Origin of the sequence: Mycobacterium sp. AMU20-3851 (genome assembly GCF_043974665.1) — a bacterium.
In the GTDB taxonomy this organism is placed as follows: Bacteria; Actinomycetota; Actinomycetes; order Mycobacteriales; family Mycobacteriaceae; genus Mycobacterium.
In genome coordinates this window covers 203665-221211 of sequence record NZ_CP146371.1, presented here as the reverse complement: position 1 = coordinate 221211, position 17547 = coordinate 203665, and the positions used below count along the sequence as shown (strand labels likewise).

The window sequence follows — 17547 nt, the reverse complement described above, 5'->3', positions numbered from 1 at the left end:
GAAGACCAGTACGACAGCGTCACAGGCCGTCGCGACCAGTCCCAGGGCGACGGCCACCGCGGGCGGCACGGGTTAAAGGCACCGTTGCATCGTAGAGCGCCGGTTAGATCGGCGTCAGGCCGTGCTTTCGCTGCACCCGCTGGATCTGCTTGTCCCGCAGCAGCCGCATCGACTTGCGCAGCAGCAGACGGGTCTCGTGCGGCTCGATCACCCCGTCGATGTAGCCGCGCTCGGCGGCGATCCACGGCACCGCCATACCGGCGTTGTACCCCTCGATGAACTCCTTGCGGATCTTCTGCACCTCGGGTGCGGTGGGATCCGGGAAGCGCTTCACCAGCAGCTGGGCCGCGCCCTCGGCGCCGATCACGGCGATGCGCGCGGTCGGCCAGGCGAAGTTGAGGTCGGCGGTGAGCTGCTTGGAACCCATCACCGCGTAAGCACCGCCGTAGGACTTGCGCACCGTGATGGTCACCTTGGGGATGTCGGCCTCCACGACGGCGTTGAGGAACCGGCCGCCGCGCTTGATGATGCCGCCCTTCTCCTGCTCGACCCCGGGCATGAAGCCGGGGGTGTCCACCACGAAGACCAGCGGGGTGTTGAACGAGTCGCAGAACCGCACGAAACGGGCGGCCTTGTCGGAGGCCTCGTTGTCGATCGCACCGGACATGTAGGACGGCTGGTTGGCGATGACGCCGACCGGCCGGCCGTCGACCCGGGCGAAGGCGGTGATGATGGACGGGCCCGCCTGCTCGGCGACCTGGAACACGTCGCCGTCGTCGAAGATCCGCAGCAGGATCTCCATCATGTCGTAGGCCTGGTTGTCCGAGTCCGGCACGATCGCGTCGAGTTCCAGATCGTGCGGGGTGATCTCCGGTTCCAGGCCCGGGTTGACGATCGGCGGATCGTCGAAGGTGTTGCCGGGCAGGAAGCTCAGGTAGTCCCGGACGTACTGGAACGCAGCGGCCTCGGACTCCACCACCTGATGGATGTTGCCGTAGCGGGCCTGCGCGTCGGCCCCGCCGAGTTCGTCGAGGGTGACCTCTTCACCGGTGACGTCCTTGATGACGTCCGGACCGGTGACGAACATGTAGCCCTGGTCGCGGACCGCGACGACGAGGTCGGTCTGGATGGGCGAGTACACCGCGCCACCCGCGCACTTGCCGAAGATCAGCGAGATCTCCGGGACCTGCCCGCGCAGCAGCTCGTGCCGGCGGCCGAGTTCGGCGTACCAGGCCAGCGAGGTCGCGGTGTCCTGAATGCGCGCACCGGCGGAGTCGTTGATGCCGATGATCGGGCAGCCGACCATGGCCACCCACTCCATCAGCTTGGCGACCTTGCGGCCGAACATCTCGCCGACCGACCCCTGAAACACCGTCTGGTCGTGGCTGAACACGCCGACCGGGCGGCCGTCGATGGTGCCGTGCCCGGTGACCACACCGTCGCCGTAGAAGGCGTTCGGGTCACCGGGGGTACGGGCCAGCGCGCCGATCTCCAGGAAGCTGCCCGGGTCGAGCAGCGAGTGGATGCGGGCACGCGCACTGGGGATGCCGCGCTTGTCCCGCTTGGCCCGGGCCTTCTCGTCGCCGGGATCCTTTGCCAGTTCCAGCTTCTCGCGAAGTTCGGCCAATTTCTCCGCTGTGGTGGCCGTCTTCGGCTGCACGGCAGGGTTTTCGGTCACTGGTTTTCCTTCTGGCTCGCTTCGATGCGGTTGATGGCCTCGCTCAGGTGAGCGCCGACCTTCGCGATATAAGGCTCGTCGATGGCCTGGATGTGCTCGCCGCCGATGGGCACCACCTCCAGGTCGGCGACGGCCTCACCCCAGCCACCGTCGGGCTGGCGGGTGGCGTACGCCGGTTCGAAGACGATGGCGTCATCGTGGTAGCGGTCGGCCATGTAGAGCGTGACATGTCCGTCGTAGGGCCGGATTTCGATGGTGTCCAGCGCCCGGTTGTCCAAATACGAGGTGCGCTGGTGCTCGATGATGCCGCCCGGGATCTGCACGCCGCTCTGCGCCACGAGGTCGAGCACGTAGCGCACCTGACCCTCGTCGTCGAGCTTCTCCAGTTCCTCGTACGGGATCTCGGGGATCTCGACGTTGAAGGTGCGCTCGGCGAACCGCGCGTAGCGATCCCACCGGGCCCGCATACCGGCCTGGGTCTTGTCGATCGGCACGCCCGGACGCACGCAGTCGATGAGTCCGACGAACTGCACGTCGGCCCCGGACTGCTTGAGCCCGATGGCGCAGGCGTAGGCCAGTGCGCCACCCAGCGACCAACCCGCCAGCACGAACGGGCCCTTGTGCAGTTCGAGCAGCTTGGGCACGTACTCGGCGGCACGTTCCTCGATGGACCCCTCGACCCGCTCGATGCCGTACACCGGGATGTCGGTTGGCAGCCGCTTGATCAGCGGTTCGTACACCACGGTGGAGCCACCGGCTGGGTGGAACACGAAGAGCGGCACCGCGTTCGAGCCCTCGACCGGCGGGCGCAGGGTGCGCACGAACCCGTCGACCACACCGTCCTCGAGCTGGTTGCGCACGTGGGTGGCCAGCTCCTCGATGGTCTTGGCCGTGCTGACCTGCTCGACGGTGATGGGGCCCTCGGCCCGCTCGGACAGCCGGTCGGCCATCTTCGTCGCCGCCGCCTCGTCCAGCGCGGGCAACTCGTTGAAGATGCCGCCGGGCGACTTGCCGGTGACGATCGCCCAGGTGGCGAAGGTGACCCGCTCGGCGGCGTCACGCGGGGGCACGTCGGCGCCGAGCGCCTCGGTGACGGCCTCCTGGGTGAGCACCTTGGCCGCGGCCGCCGCCGCGGTGGCGTTCGAGGGGCCGCTCGGATTCGTGGGCGGAGCGGGGATACCGCTCGGATCGGTTGGCGGCGGCGGGATCTCGATCCCCACCTCGGCCAGCGACTCGGCGGTCTCGTCGGCCTTATCGGCCAGCGGGTGACCCGCCTCGGCCAGCTTGGCCTCCAGCTCGGCGACCGTCGTCGCCCCGCCCATCAGTTCGGCCTGGGCCGCTGCGATCTCCTCGGCGGTCTGGCCCTTCTGCGCCTCGGCGAGCTCGCCGACCTCGTCGCGGTGCTCGATCGCGTACTGGATCAGCTTCTCCACCGCGTACAGGTTGGCATCACGCACCGCGGTCAGCTGGATCGGCGGCAGATCGAAGTCGTACTCGACCCGGTTCTTGATCCGAACGGCCATCAGGGAATCCAGGCCCAGCTCGATCAGCGGCACCTCCCAGGGCAGATCCTCGGGCTCGTAGCCCATGGCGCTGCCGACGATGGTGCCCAGCCGGTCCGCGACGGTCTCACCGGAATCCGGTGACCACTTCGCGAAGCTCGCACCGAGATTCGCACCGGCGGTGAGGTTGTCGGCCTCGAACGCTTCGTCCGCGGGCTCCTCCGCCACCGCCGGGACGGCGGTGGTCTCGGCGAGCGTGCCTGCGCCCACCGCGGTCGGCAGCACGGCCTGCGCGCCGCCGCGGGTGACGATGGCGTCGTAGACCAGGGTGAACGACTCGTCGATGCGGGCATGCACCTGCACCGACGCTCCGCCCGGATGGCGGGTCACCGTGGTCACCAGCCGCGAGCCCGCGCCGGGCACCGCGCGCTGCTCGGAGGCGGTCAGCGTGGCATCCGGAAGCACCTGCGCGGCAGCTGCTTTCACCAGTGCAGCCAGGTCCGTCTCGCCGTCCGGCGCGTATTCGAAGACGTGCCGGCCGTCCGGGGTGGCCACATGGGTACCCGGCATGAGCACCGAGCTGTCCCCGGTGAACCGGGCATCGAGCCAGTGCTCCTTGCGCTTGAACCGGGTCAGCGGGATGTCGGCGTAGTCCAGCGCGCCGGCCAGACCGCGGGCGGTGCGCGGGAACAGGCTGCGCGGATCCAGGTCGTGGCCGTGCACGTAGAGGGTGGCCATCGCCACCGTCATCGAGTCGACCTCGTCCTGCTTGCGGGCCAGCGTCCCGATCAGCTGGGCATCGTGGAGGCCGGCGGCAGCCGTCGTCAGGCCGACCTGCATGAGCGCCACCGGATTCGGTGCCAGCTCCAGGAAGGTGGTGTGCCCGTTGTCGACCGCGTTGCGGATGCCGTGGGTGAAGTAGACGCTGTGCCGCAGCCCCTTCTTCCAGTAGTCCACATCGTGGATCGGCTCGGCGCCGGCCCGGATGAACGCGCCCTCGTGCACCGTGGAGTAGTAGCCCGTCTGCAGCGGGTGCGCCTCGATGCCCTGCAGTTCGGCGGCGAGTTCGCCGAGCAGCGGATCCATCTGCTGGGTGTGGCTGGCACCCTTGGTCTGCAGCTTGCGGGCGAACTTGCCCTCGGCTTCCGCGCGTTCGACGATCGCGTCGATCTGGTCGGGCGGACCGCCGATGACGGTCTGGGTGGGCGCGGCGTAGACGCACACCTCCAGCCCGGGGTAGTCGGAGAAGACCGTCTTGATCTCCTCGGCCGAGTACTCGACGAGCGCCATCAATCGGATGTACTCGCCGAACAGCATGGCCTCGCCCTCACCCATCAGGTGGGCACGCGAGCAGATGGTCCGGGTGGCGTCGGCCAGCGACAGGCCACCGGAGAAGTAGGCCGCGGCGGCCTCGCCGAGCGACTGCCCGATCACCGCGCCGGGGGTGGCACCGTGGTGGCGCAGCAGTTCACCGAGCGCGATCTGCAGCGCGAAGATGACCGTCTGGACGACCTCGATGGGGTATTCGCAGGTTTCGTTGGTGTAGTCGATCGAGTCGTCGAGGATCAACTCGACCACCGAGTAGCCGCGCTCGTCCTGGATCAGGGCGTCCACCTTGTTGATCCACTCGGCGAACACCTCGTTGCGCAGGTACAGGCTCTTGCCCATCTTGCGGTGCTGGGCACCGAAACCGGCGAACACCCAGACCGGGCCGTTGGTGACCGGGCCGTCGGCGGCCAGCACCAGCGGGCTGGGCTTGCCGTCGGCCAGCGCGCGCAGACCCTTGACGGCCTCGTCGTGATCGTGGGCCAGAACCACCGCGCGCGAGCGCCCATGGTTGCGCCGCGACAGCGAACGGCCGATCGACTCCAGCGAGGAGGCGCGGCCCGCCTCGCTGTCGATCCAGTCCGCCAGCTCGGCGGCCGCGGTCCGCTTGCGTGAGGTCAGGAAGCCTGAGACAAACAGCGGGACAACAGGATTAGGCTGTTCGCCGCTCTCTAGCTCCTCCCGGGAGACCTCGATGAGCCGCTTGGCCTCGTCGGTGAGGCCGGGCAGCTCGTACTCGCCCTCACCGTAGGTCGGGACTCCGTCACCGGCGGTGTCGTCCTCGTCATCGATGAACTCGCCGTACTCGTCCATCCGGACCCCGCCGACATACACCGCGTCGGCCTCGGCGGACGGCTTGTCCTCGACCGCAGGGGTTTCGGGCTCCGGCTCGACCAGGTCGGAGGCCAGCACCTCACGCAGCACCAGGTGCGCGTTGGCGCCACCGAACCCGAAGCCGGACACACCGGCGATGGCGTGGCCGCTGTAGCGCGGCCAGTCGCTGACGGTGTCGTTGACCTTCAGGTGTTCCTTGCCGAAGTCGATGTACGGGTTGGGCCCGGCGTAGTTGATCGACGGCGGCACCTTGTCGCGCTGCAGCGAGAGCGCCGTCTTGGCCAGGCTGGCCGCACCGGCTGCCGATTCCAGGTGTCCCAGGTTGGATTTCACCGCACCCAGCAGGGCGGGCTTGTCGTCGGCTCGGCCCAGGCCGACCACCCGGCCCAGGGCGTCGGCCTCGATCGGGTCGCCCAGGATGGTGCCGGTGCCGTGCGCCTCGATGTAGTCGACGTCGCGCGGGTTGATCCCCGCGTCCTTGTACGCCTTGCGCAGCACGGCGGCCTGTGCGTCCGGGTTGGGCGCCAGCATGCCGTTGGAGCGGCCGTCGTGGTTCACCGCGCTGCCGGCGATGACGGCGATGATCTCGTCACCGTCGCGGCGCGCGTCGGAGACCCGCTTGAGAACCAGCATGCCGCCGCCCTCGGAGCGGGCGTAACCGTTGGCGTCCGAGGAGAAGGACTTGCACCGGCCGTCCGGGGCCAGCACCCCGCCGACCTCGTCGAAGCCGATGGTGACGATCGGCGTCACCATGGCGTTCACCCCGCCGACGATGGCCACGTCGATCTCACCGGTACGCAGTGCGCGCACCCCCTGATGGGCGGCCACCAGCGAACTGGAGCAGGCGGTGTCGATGGACTCCGACGGGCCACGGAAGTCGTAGAAGTAGGACACCCGGTTGGCGATGATGGAACTCGTGGTGCCGGTGATGGCGTACGGATGCGCGGTGGTGGGGTCGGCGACCGCCAGGAACATGTAGTCGTTGTTCGAGCTGCCCACGTAAACACCGACATCGGCGCCGCGCAGGCTGGAGGCCGGGATCCGCGCGTGCTCGAGGGCCTCCCAGGTCAGTTCCAGGGCCATCCGCTGCTGCGGGTCGATGTTGTCGGCTTCCATCTTCGACAGCGCGAAGAACTCCGAGTCGAAGCCCTTGATGTCGGACAGGTAGCCGCCGCGGGTGTGCGCCTTGGCGACCCGCTCGGCGATGCGGGGCTCGCCGAGAAATTCCGACCAACGCCCTTCGGGCAGATCCGAACTGGCGTCGCGACCTTCGAGCAGGGCGGCCCACATCTCCTCGGCGCTGTTCATATCACCGGGGAAGCGGGTCGCGAGCCCCACGATGGCGATGTCCTCGACCCCGGGCTCGCGGCTCCAGTCCTCGTCGGCATCCACCACCGGCTCGGGCTCGCCCTCGATGATGACGGTTGCCAGCGCCTCGATGGTCGGGTTTCGGAATACCACGGTGGCGGTCAGCGTGACCCCGGTCAGGTCCTCGATGTCGCTGGCCATGGCCACCGCGTCGCGCGAGGACAGGCCCAGCTCGACCACCGGCGCGGACTCGTTGATGGTGTCCGGCGACTGACCGGTCGCGTTGGCCACCCAATTGCGCAGCCATTCACGCATCTCGGCCACCGTCATGTCACCACGGGCCGGGGCGACGGCGTCCGAGGCGGATCCGGAAACGGCCGGAAGTCCGGCGGCCTCTGGCTGGAGTGAATTATCTTGTGGTTCAGTCATTTTCACTATTCACTTTCGCCGCCGTGCGGCCTTGGTTGCGCGGCCGGAAACTCAGTCGGTCTCAGTCGGTCTCATCGGGGAAGTCGTTGGCGATCTTGCCGCTGCGCAGACTGCCGTCCAGGTACCCCGCCCGGCAGGCGCGCCGGCCGATCTTGCCGCTGGAGGTGCGCGGGATCGCGCCCGCCGGTGTCAGCAGCACGTCGCGCACGGTGACGCCGTGGCGCACCGCGATCGCGGCGCGGATGTCGTCGATGACCGGGCCCAGCTCCAGCTTGTGCGATCCCGGCGCCCGCTCGGCGACGATGACCAGCTGCTCGGAGGTGTCCTCGGGGTCGAACTTCAACCCGGTGTGCGAGTCCTCGAACACTTCGGCGGGCAGCTGGTTGGCAGGCACCGAGAACGCCGCGGCGAAGCCGGTGCGGACCGCCTTGCTGGCCTCCTGCGCCGAGTACTCCAGATCCTGCGGGTAGTGGTTGCGGCCGTCGATGATGACCAGATCCTTGACGCGGCCGGTGATGTAGAGGTCACCGTCGTAGAACGCGCCGTAGTCGCCGGTGCGCACCCAGGTGGCGTCGTCGGCGGCGCCCTCGGCGTGCGACGGGTTGGTGCGCGACTTGAGGATGTTCTGGAAGGTGTTGACCGTCTCCTCGGCCTTGCCCCAGTAGCCGGTGCCCATGTTGTTGCCGCTGATCCAGATCTCACCGATCTGACCGTCGGGCAACTCGGTGGCGGACTCCGCGTCCACGATTGTGGCCCACTCCGAGATACCGACCTTGCCGGCCGAGGCCTGCGCGACGGCCGTCGGCGAATCGGCGTCCACCTCGACGATCTGATTGTTGTTCAGCGCGTCGCGGTCGACGTAGAGGATCTTGGGCTCTTCGGACGCCGGGGTGGTCGACACGAACAGAGTGGCCTCGGCCAGCCCGTAGGAGGGCTTGATGGCCTTCGGCGAGAATCCGTACGGGCCGAAGGCCTCGTTGAACCGGCGCACGGTGGCCGCCGAGATCGGCTCGCTGCCGTTGAGGACGGCCTTGACGTTGGACAGGTCCAGCGGCGGCTCGCCGTCCTTGGGCAGCCCACGCGCGGCGGCGTGGTCGAAGGCGAAGTTCGGCGCCACCGAGATGACACCACCGGTGTCCTCGGGCTTACGGGCCATCTCACGGATCCAGCGGCCGGGACGACGCACGAAGGCGGCCGGGGTCATGAAGGTGAAGTTGTGACCGATCATCGGCGCCAGCAGCGCGGTGATCAGGCCCATGTCGTGGAAGAACGGCAGCCAGGACAGACCGCGGTCGCCCTCTTCACCCTCCAGGGCCTCGATGATCTGCACGATGTTGGTCGCCAGGTTCAGGTGGGTGATCTGCACACCGGTCGGGATGCGCGTGGAACCCGAGGTGTACTGCAGGTAGGCGACGGTGTCCTTGGTGACATCGACCGGAACCCAGGTGCCGGCGACCTCGTCGGGCACCGCGTCGACGGCGATCACGCGGGGACGCTGGTTGGCCGGGCGGCTGCGGAAGAACTTGCGCACACCCTCGGCGGCTTCGGTGGTGGTCAGCACGGCGGAGGGCCGGCAGTCGTCGAGCACGGCATGCAGGCGGCCGACGTGTCCGGGCTCGGACGGGTCGAACAGCGGCACCGCGACCCGGCCGGCGTAGATGGCGCCGTACATGGCCACCAGGTAGTTGAGGTTCTGCGGGCTGAGGATGGCGACCCGGTCGCCCTCGGCGGTGACCTGCTGCAGCCGGGCGGCGACGGCGCGGTTGCGGGCGCTGAACTCGGCCCAGGTCAGATCGCGGGCGACGCCGTCACGCTCGACCGAGTAATCCAGGAAGCGGTAGGCCAGTTTGTCGCCGCGGACCTTGGCCCAGCGCTCGACGTGCTGGACGATGCTGCCGTTGTCGGGGAGCTTGATCTGTCCGTTCTTGATGAACGGGTTATGGAACGGCATCAAAGACTCCTGTCACAGCACACTCAAATCTCGCACGATCGCAAAGACCTCCGGAATCGTACCGGGGCGGCGGCTTTCCACCTCCGGACGACCATGAGCCGACCGCGACCGCTCTTAGTTTTCTCTTAATGTTAGGTGACCGATTCCCGCAGGCCAAATCTGGTTACCGGCGAGTCGCGCCCGGGGCGAGCGGAGCGCCTGGCGGATGTAGCGCTCTCAACCGTGCTTCGGATGCGGCGCATTCTCGATCAGACCGCGCACCCAATCCAGCGTCCACTGGGTGGTGGTCTTGCCATCCAGTGTCCAGAACTGCGGCGTGTTGTACAGCGCGTGCACCGGCCCGGCGGCGCTGCCGATCAGGGTGCTCAGGGTGGCCGGCAGGTTGGTCACCGAGAACGCCGATTCCGGTGCCGCGCAGATCAGATCGCCCGCACCACAGATCTGGTAGGTGCGGTCGTCGAGCGCCCCGAAACCCCCGTCGCGGGGACCGGTCATCGACAGGCCCATCGCGGACAGCATCGGCAACTCGTGGAGGGTGATCTCCGCGCCCTGCCCCGGCGGGTTGGGGCTCAGGTTCTGGCCCACGCCGTCCTGGCGGCGGCCGTCTGCGATCAACATCACCCCGAGCACCAGATCCTGGTCCACCGGTCCGCGGCCGTTACCGATGTCACTGGCGAGGTCCCCGGCGATCACCGCGCCCTGGGAGAAGCCCACCAGCACGTAGCTGGTCAACGGGCACCGGTTGTTCATATCCGTCATCGCCCGCACCGCGGCGCCGAACCCCTCGGCCCGGCTGTCGTCATAGGACATCTGGCCGTCGGCGGAGAAGGGATTGTGGAACTGCGCGGTGTAGGGGACGGTGTAGATCTCCACCCGGTCGGTGCCGAACTCGGCGCGCAGCGGATTGGTGACATTGAGCAGCAGGGCGATCGGGAACTGCACCGGGTTGAACGGGTCCAGTTGCGGTGAGGACTCCCAGGTCCCCGGGATCGAGACCAACTGGACGTCCGGGCAACTGGCGTCCTGGAACTCCGGGCGCGGCTTGCTCGTCGGGGGCACAGCGCCGGGCTGCTCGGTGGGCGATGCGCCCGGGGGCAGATCGATCCTGTCGGGCTGGCGCAGGAAGACCACCACACCGGCGACAAGCACCGCCACCAGCACCGCGATCGCCCCGGCCGCGGCCAGCGCGAGAATGCGGTGCCGTTTACGTCGGCTCTTTTTCGCCATGGTGTCTTGACTCCTCACATGCGCCGACTCAACCGGCGGGCGGGTGGTGCGTGCTGCTGCTGGTTTAGCAGAGCCGTTCGGTAGCGATGCGAATGTAGTCAGCCGTTGCCGAATCGACCTCATCGATATCCGGGGCCACCGAGCCGGCATGGGCGTCGTCGACATCATCGCGGACCAGCGGCAGCACGAAGTCCCGGACCGCATGCTCGGACTGTCCGGCCGCGCGGGCCTGGCAGACGTAGGCGCCGATGCTCAGCGCCATGAGTTCATCGGAGGGGTGCACCCCGGCGTCGACCAACGCGTCGAGGTAGGCCTGCTGATCGGCGGTCACCGCGAAGTGTTTCTCGGGATGGCCGCCGGCCCGCAGCGCCCCCTGCAGACCACGCACCTGCTCCTCGGTCGACTCCGCCGCCGGTTGGCCGATGGTGGACAGCGTCCGGTCGCCGAGGGCGCAGCCGGTGGACAACGCGGTCACCGAGGCCAGCATCACCGGGGCTACCACGACCAACGTCGGGGATACCACCGGCCACTTTGCCAGGGTGTTCACCCACCGTCGGTTTCGCGCCACGAATCCCACGGTACCGGCTGCCGGAGGCCGTTTCCGGTACCCGGCTGTGACCGTTATCGCACCGCGATCACCGATCAGGCGATGGCTGCCACCAGGTCACCCCGCAGAGCCGCCAACTGTGCCGACCAGTTTCCCCAGTCATGTTGACCGCCGGTCGGGAAATCGAAGTGCCCGTTGCGGCCGCCGATCGAGCGGTAGTGCGAGTAGAAGGTGCGGTTGCTGCCCTGGGCCTGTGCGCAGTCGTTGATCATCGCGACCGGGTCGCTGCAGGTGGTGGTCTGGGGGCTGAAGATCCACAGCCGGGTGTTGTTGTCCACCAGCAGCTGCGCGTGCACATCGGGGTCGTGCCACTTCCACCGGCCGAACTGCACCGGGCCCCACATGTTGTGGGTGTTCACGCCGCCGAACTGCGCCATGCCCGCGGTGATCGCACCGTTCTCGAAGGTGCGCGACGGGGTCAGGAATCCCGACAGCGAACCCGCGTAGCGGAACCGGTCGGGATGGAAGGTCGCCAGCATCAACGCGCCGGTGCCACCCTGGGAGGCACCGACCACACCGTGCCCACCGGGGGCCAGGCCCTTGTTGGCGGCCAGCCAGTTCGGCAGTTCGGTGGCCAGGAAGGTCTCCCACTGCTTGCTGCCGTCCTGCTCCCAGTTGGTGTACAGGCTCCACGCGCCGCCGGCCGGCGCCGCCACCGAGACGCCGGATCCGGCGAAGGTGTTCATGGCGTTGCCCGCGGTCACCCAGTTGCTGACATCGGGGGCGGCGTTGAACGCGTCGAGCAGGTAGACCGCGTGCGGGCCGCCGGCCTGGAACGCGACCGGGATGTCCCGGCCCATCGCCGCCGAGGGCACCATCAGGTACTCGACAGCGTCGGCCTTGGCCGGGGTGTCCGCGTTGGCCGACACCGTCCACAGGCCCGTGGCCAACAGCACCGCGCCGAGTATCGCGCGCAGCCTCATATCCCACCTCATTCTTTGGTCAGCAATCTCCCCGCCACCGCGTTGTAGTGAATCACATCACCGCGGGGACGCGAGTTGGAAACGACCGACGGCGGCACCCCGCTGGGGCGCCGCCGTCGGCTGTGAGTTGTGGCTACCGCCGCAGCTGTCAGGCCGCGGGGGTGGCACCCAGCACGCGCTGGATGTCCGGCTTCATGGTTTGCAGCTGCTGACCCCAGTACGGCCAGTCGTGCGTTCCGCCCGCCGGGAAGTTGAAGACACCGTTGGTGCCGCCGGCGGCAAGGTAGTCGTCCTTGAACGTCTTGTTGGTACGCAGCGTCAAGCTCTCCAGGAACTTCGCGGGCAGGTTGTCGCCGGCCACGTTGCCGTTGACCTCGGCCGGCTTGCCGTTACCGCAGAAGATCCAGACGCGGGTGTTGTTGGCAACGAGACGGTCCATGTTGACCATCGGGTCGTTGCGCTTCCAGGCGCTGCTGGCGTCCTCGGTCTTGCCCCACATGTCATCGGCCTTGTAACCGCCCGCGTCACCCATCGAGATGTTGATCAGGAACGGCCACCAGCCCTCGGACGGGTTCAGGTAGCCCGACAGCGAGGCGGCGTACTGGAACTGCCCGGGATGCCAGATGGCCAGGGTCAGCGCGGCCGATCCGGCCATCGACAGACCGACGGCGGCCGTGCGGGTGCGGTCCACACCCTTGGCCTCCAGGAACGCGGGCAGCTCCTGGGTCAGGAAGGTCTCCCACTTGTAGGTGGAGCAACCGGCCTTGCCGCAGGCGGGCTTGTACCAGTCGGAGTAGAAGCTGGACTGGCCGCCGACCGGCATGACCACCGACAGACCCGAACCCTCGTACCACTCGAACGCCGCGGTGTTGATGTCCCAGCCGTTGAAGTCGTCCTGGGCACGCAAACCGTCCAACAGGTAGACCGCCGGCGAGTTCTCACCGCCGCTCTGGAACTGGACGCGGATGTCTCGGCCCATCCCGGCCGACGGGACCTCGAGGTATTCGACCGGCAGACCCGGCCGAGAGAAAGCTCCTGCCGTCGCCGAGCCGCCGACGGCGCTCACCAAACCGGGCAGCACCGCGACCGCTGCGGTCGCGACCACCACTCGGCGCGTGGCACCGCGCAACTTCGAAACGAAACTCATCAGCTTTCTATCCCATCTTTTCTGGCTCAAGTGCCCGTGTAGTCAACCACACCCGGGGTCGAGTTCTCTCTCCGGCGAAGTCACACCTGGTAGCCGTCTCAGCGATTGATCGTGGCGATCAGATCGGGCTTGAGAGCCTGCAATTGGGCCCCCCAGTATGCCCACGAATGGTTGCCGGCCGACGGGAAGTCGAAGGTCGCGTTGTGGCCGCCCGCGGCGGTGTAACGCTCCTGGAACTTCCTGTTGCTGCCGATCGCCAGCCCTTCCAGGCTGTCGGCGTTGAACTTCTGGCCGGGGTCGGCGTTCTCGTCCAGCTGCGTGGAACCACCTGGCGCACAGTAGATCCACAGTCTGGTGCCGGCGGCGACCAGTTTGCCGACCTGTTCGGTGGGGTCGTTGCGCTTCCAGGCCGGATCCCACGGCGGACCCCACATGTTGTCCACGTTGTAGCCGCCGGAGTCGAGCATGGCGACCCGGATGGCCTGCTTCATGAAGGTGGTCGACGGGTTGAGGAATCCCGACAGCGATGCGGCGTAGGTGAATTGGGCCGGATGGTAGGCGGCCAGGATGAGTGCCGCGCCGCCCGCCATGGACAGCCCGACCACGCCGTTTCCGGTCGGCGACACCTGCTTGTTGGCGGCCAGCCATTGCGGCAGTTCGCTGGTGAGGAAGGTCTCCCACTTGTAGGTGTAGGCCTGGTTGTTGAAGCTCGACGGCGAGTACCAGTCGGAGTAGAAGCTGGACTGGCCGCCGACCGGCATGACCACCGAGATCCCGGATTCATAAAACCATTCGAAGGCCGCGGTATTGATGTCCCAGCCGTTGTAGTCGTCCTGGGCGCGCAGCCCGTCGAGGAGATAGACGGCCTTGCCGCCCCCTTCAGCGCCTCCGCCTTGGAACTGCACCCGGATGTTGCGGTTCATCGAAGGGGAGAACACGTCGAGGTACTCGACCGGCAGACCCTCGCGGGAGAACGCGGCGGCAGTGGGGGCGGGCACCACGGTGATCGTCGCCGCGGCGGCGATCGCCACCACCGTGGCGCGCAGCAGTCTCGCGAAACGGGTTCTGCCCATCTGTTGTCTATCCATCCATGTCACAGGCGACGCGATAGCGCGCATCACCAGGGGCAACTCCCCCACGAGCAGGTGCGGGCATCGTCGGCCACGCTCCTTTATCGCCTCAACATAACCGCGCCGTTACCGCGGCCGCAAAACCGTAGTAACCCAGATCACGGTCCGGTGGCAGGCAGTCCGGTGTACTCCGGGGTCTTCGGCGGCGGGATGCCCAGACCGCATCGGCGCAGCTCATAGAGCGGGACCCGGTCGATCCGGTAGGAACCGAAGTCCAGCGCGTGCACGATGTTGGACAGGAACCGGCGCGGGCCCATCGGGGAACGCACCGCATTCAGTTTCGCCACGGTGTCAGGGCATTTCAGCGCGGCCTCGGCCTGGATGATCCAGTCCTCGTCGAGGTACGGCGGGATATAGGGCCGTTCCTTGAGGAACGGGCCCTCGGCCACCGCCCAGTCCGGGAACAGGTTCTTGTCGTGGCCGATGCGGGCGTCTTCCAGTCGCGCCGTGTGCGCGGCGAGCGGGTTGGTCAGCCCGATCTGGTCGATCACCCGGACGTTCAGACCCACATTCATGCCGAGCATGCCCATGTTCGTGAAAAAGACTGTGTGCGGGCCATTTTCGCCGGGTGGGCGGGGCATGTCCGGCGGTGGCGGGATGGCCGGCACCACGTCCCACACGTCGTAGTTGCCCGACGGCAGCAGCAGCGCGCCGTCGGGGGTGTTGCGCAGGGCCACCAGGACCGCCCGCATCCGCGGGTAGTCCAGGTAATCGGCCGCCGTCAACGGATGGGCGTGGCCGGTCGCCTGCGCGTAGAAGCGTCGTTCGTCGACGATGCCGGTGTAGGTAACCCGTGTCGCGTCGGCCCCCATGCCCGGCGAATTCGCCGCCCACAGTGACCATCCGGCGGTCGCCACCCACAGCACGCCGGTGGCGCCGGCAAGCAAGTAGCCGGTGCGTGTGCTGAACTTCTCCGTGCGCGGGACCGTGATAGGGATGACCGCCAGCGGCGCCAGCATCAGGAACACCGCCGTCAGCAGCACCCGGCCGTGCATGAAATCGCCGCCCTGCCGCACCCAGTACACCGCCTGTACCGCACCGCTGACGACGATGAAGATCACCACGGCTGTCGGGCTCTGCAATGCGCCGCGCCACCGCCGCGCACCGCGGGCGGGCGGCCGGAGCTGGGACACCGAGAGCAGGATGCCGATCAGGATCACCAGCACCAGCGGGATCCACAGCAGATAGGGGGCGTTGAAGTTGCCCAGATAGGTCAGGCCCTGCGACCATTTCGCGCCCGAGGCGTCCTTGGCGATCGCGGTCTGCGGCACCAGCAGTCCGTAGTAGCCCATCCGGAAGATCTGATACGCCACCGGCAGTGCGCCACCGGCGACCGCGATCAGCAGCCATTGGCGCCAGCCCGTCGCGGCGAGCACCATCAACACCAGCGCCCCACCGCCGACCAGTGCCAGCTCGGGGCGGACCAGCACGCTCAGCCCGGCCACGAAGGCCAGGCCCACGGTCAGGTAGTGCCCGGGCCGGGCACGCTCGATCGACGGGGCCTGCGACCAGCACACCAACAGCCACCACAGCAGCCCGATATAGGCCAGTACCAAACCGTTTTCGAGACCGGAGGAGGCGAAGTCACGGGCCGGCGGGATGGCGATGTAGATCAGCGCGCCGGCCGGCAACAGCAGTGCCCGCCGTCCCTGCAGTCGCGGCGCGTACAGGCGCGCGGTGCCCAGCATGACGAACACCACCCCGGCCACACTCAGCCCCAGGGTCAGTGCCAGCGTCACGTACTCCAGACGCATCGGCCCGGCCAGCCAGCTCGCCCCGGTGATCAGGTAGGTCCACAGCGTCGAGGTGTTCGACTCGACGCGTTCCCCCGCGTTGAACACCGGGCCGTTGCCGGCCAACAGATTGCGCACCGTGCGCAGCACGATCAGGCCGTCGTCGGCCATCCAGCGACGCTGCCAGGCACCCCAACCGAACAGTCCGGCGGTCACCAGGACCGACACCCACAGGCTCAGCCGAACCGACAGGCTGTAGCGGTAGGCGGGCCAGTCGCTCAGACGCGCCGCAATGGCGCGTCCGGCCCGGTCAACCGAAGTAAACCGCGGCACCGACGGTTCCGATCAACGCCAGAGCGAGCAGCTGCAGCACCCGGTCCCCCAGTGCGATCTCCTCGGGCTCGCCCGCGTCGCCGCCGTCGATGTCGACCGCGTAACGCAGGATGGCGATGGTGAACGGAATGATCGACACGGCCCACCACGATGCCGAACCGCCGTCACGTTCGAAGGCGAACAACGCATAGCAGAGCACCACCGCCGTCGCCGCCAGCGTCCACACGAAGCGCAGATAGGAACTGGTGTAGCTCTCCAGCGACTTCCGGATCTTTGCTCCGGTGCGCTCGGCGAGGTGCAACTCGGCGTAGCGCTTGCCGGCCGCCATGAACAACGACCCGAACGCGAACACCAGCAGGAACCATTGTGAGAGCTGAATGGACGCGGCCGCACCACCGGCGATCGCCCGGATCAGGAACCCGGACGACACGATGCAGATGTCCAGTACCGCTTGATGTTTCAGGCCGAAGCAGTAGGCGAGCTGGATGGCGATGTAGGCGGCCATCACGGTGGTCAGACTCGAGTTGACCTGCCAGGAGATGCCCAGTGCGGCGACCGCGAGCACCACGGCCAGTATGTATGCCAGCGACACCGGCACCACGCCGGCCGCGATGGGCCGGAACCTCTTGGTGGGGTGGGCCCGGTCGGCTTCCACGTCGCGGGCGTCGTTGATCAGATAGATGCTCGAGGCCGCCATGCAGAACACCACGAAGGCGATGCCCACATTCGTGAGCACCTCGCCGTAGTCCAGGTTGGCGTCGACACCGAACGCGGCCACCGGCGCGGCGAAGACCAGGACGTTCTTCACCCACTGCCGCGGCCGTAGCGCCTTGACGATTCCGCTCGCCAGGTTCTTCGGCGGACCGGCGACCGGAAGGGGCTCTTCGCTCACAGGGTTTTCTCCTTCGAAGGCGGGCCCGTGACGGCACCGACGGTCCGGGCGACCGTGGCGCCGACCGCGATTCCGGTCAGCACATCGGTCGGATAGTGCACCCCCAGCACCAGGCGGGACAGCGCCATCGTCGGAACCAGCAGCAGCGGCAGTCGGGTACCGGTGACCCGCGCCAGCAGGATCGCGGCTGCGGTGGTCGACGTCGCGTGGGCCGACGGGAAGCTCAACTTGCTCGGCGTGCCCACGTTGATGGCGATGGCCGGGTGATGCGGGCGCGGTCGCTTGACGACGCGTTTGATCACCACGGCGGCCGCGTGCGCTGCGAACGCGCCGACGCCGACGCCCAGCCATTCGCGGCGCCGTCGGGGCGAGAGCGCGGCGCCGATCGCCGAGACGCCGACCCAGCCGGCGCTGTGCTCACCGAAGTGCGACAGCGTACGCGCGGTGGCCAGCACTCCGGGGCGTCCGGTCAAAGCAGCCTGAACTGCTACCAGCGCCGTCTCTTCGGGCGCCAGATCGCCTGCCAC

General features: G+C 68.0%; 11 protein-coding genes. All 11 read right to left on the bottom strand.

Annotated features, from left to right (window positions below; genetic code table 11):
- Positions 1-103: 103 nt before the first annotated feature.
- Positions 104-1660: an acyl-CoA carboxylase subunit beta gene (locus V4U86_RS01060; protein WP_395312276.1), complete on the bottom strand. Its 1557-nt coding sequence runs from the start codon at positions 1658-1660 to the stop codon at positions 104-106.
- A 14-nt stretch (positions 1661-1674) separates the two neighbouring features.
- Positions 1675-7077 carry a polyketide synthase Pks13 gene (pks13, locus tag V4U86_RS01055; protein ID WP_395309464.1) on the bottom strand — a complete coding sequence of 1801 codons (5403 nt, stop codon included), beginning with the start codon at positions 7075-7077 and terminating at the stop codon, positions 1675-1677.
- A gap of 61 nt (positions 7078-7138) precedes the next feature.
- Positions 7139-9028 (bottom strand): long-chain-fatty-acid--AMP ligase FadD32, encoded by a 1890-nt coding sequence (gene fadD32, locus V4U86_RS01050; protein WP_395309463.1) that lies wholly within the window; start codon positions 9026-9028, stop codon positions 7139-7141.
- Between the two features lie 216 nt (positions 9029-9244).
- On the bottom strand, positions 9245-10255 hold the full coding sequence (locus tag V4U86_RS01045) for a cutinase family protein (protein ID WP_395309462.1): 1011 nt from the start codon (positions 10253-10255) through the stop codon (positions 9245-9247).
- A 64-nt stretch (positions 10256-10319) separates the two neighbouring features.
- On the bottom strand, positions 10320-10823 hold the full coding sequence (locus V4U86_RS01040; protein WP_395309461.1) for a DUF732 domain-containing protein: 504 nt from the start codon (positions 10821-10823) through the stop codon (positions 10320-10322).
- A 74-nt stretch (positions 10824-10897) separates the two neighbouring features.
- Positions 10898-11785, bottom strand: a complete 888-nt coding sequence (locus V4U86_RS01035) for an esterase family protein (RefSeq protein ID WP_395309460.1) — start codon at positions 11783-11785, stop codon at positions 10898-10900.
- A 148-nt stretch (positions 11786-11933) separates the two neighbouring features.
- Complete coding sequence (locus V4U86_RS01030; protein ID WP_395309459.1) at positions 11934-12932, bottom strand: esterase family protein; 999 nt, start codon at positions 12930-12932, stop codon at positions 11934-11936.
- Positions 12933-13030: 98 nt separating this feature from the next.
- Positions 13031-14005 carry an esterase family protein gene (locus V4U86_RS01025; protein WP_395309458.1) on the bottom strand — a complete coding sequence of 325 codons (975 nt, stop codon included), beginning with the start codon at positions 14003-14005 and terminating at the stop codon, positions 13031-13033.
- Positions 14006-14160: 155 nt separating this feature from the next.
- Complete coding sequence (zomB, locus tag V4U86_RS01020; RefSeq protein ID WP_395309457.1) at positions 14161-16128, bottom strand: flagellar motor control protein ZomB; 1968 nt, start codon at positions 16126-16128, stop codon at positions 14161-14163.
- On the bottom strand, positions 16106-17020 hold the full coding sequence (locus V4U86_RS01015; RefSeq protein WP_395309456.1) for a decaprenyl-phosphate phosphoribosyltransferase: 915 nt from the start codon (positions 17018-17020) through the stop codon (positions 16106-16108). The genes zomB and V4U86_RS01015 overlap by 23 nt, the downstream gene beginning before the upstream one ends.
- Positions 17017-17547 carry a phosphatase PAP2 family protein gene (locus V4U86_RS01010; protein ID WP_395309455.1) on the bottom strand — a complete coding sequence of 177 codons (531 nt, stop codon included), beginning with the start codon at positions 17545-17547 and terminating at the stop codon, positions 17017-17019. The genes V4U86_RS01015 and V4U86_RS01010 overlap by 4 nt, the downstream gene beginning before the upstream one ends.

What these genes read in the sequence shown, in the direction of transcription:
- V4U86_RS01035 (WP_395309460.1), bottom strand. Translation starts at nt 11,785, where the DNA reads ATGAGGCTGCGCGCGATACTCGGCGCGGTGCTGTTGGCCACGGGCCTG.
- fadD32 (WP_395309463.1), bottom strand. Translation starts at nt 9,028, where the DNA reads ATGCCGTTCCATAACCCGTTCATCAAGAACGGACAGATCAAGCTCCCC.
- pks13 (WP_395309464.1), bottom strand. Translation starts at nt 7,077, where the DNA reads ATGACTGAACCACAAGATAATTCACTCCAGCCAGAGGCCGCCGGACTT.
- V4U86_RS01025 (WP_395309458.1), bottom strand. Translation starts at nt 14,005, where the DNA reads ATGGGCAGAACCCGTTTCGCGAGACTGCTGCGCGCCACGGTGGTGGCG.
- V4U86_RS01045 (WP_395309462.1), bottom strand. Translation starts at nt 10,255, where the DNA reads ATGGCGAAAAAGAGCCGACGTAAACGGCACCGCATTCTCGCGCTGGCC.
- V4U86_RS01030 (WP_395309459.1), bottom strand. Translation starts at nt 12,932, where the DNA reads ATGAGTTTCGTTTCGAAGTTGCGCGGTGCCACGCGCCGAGTGGTGGTC.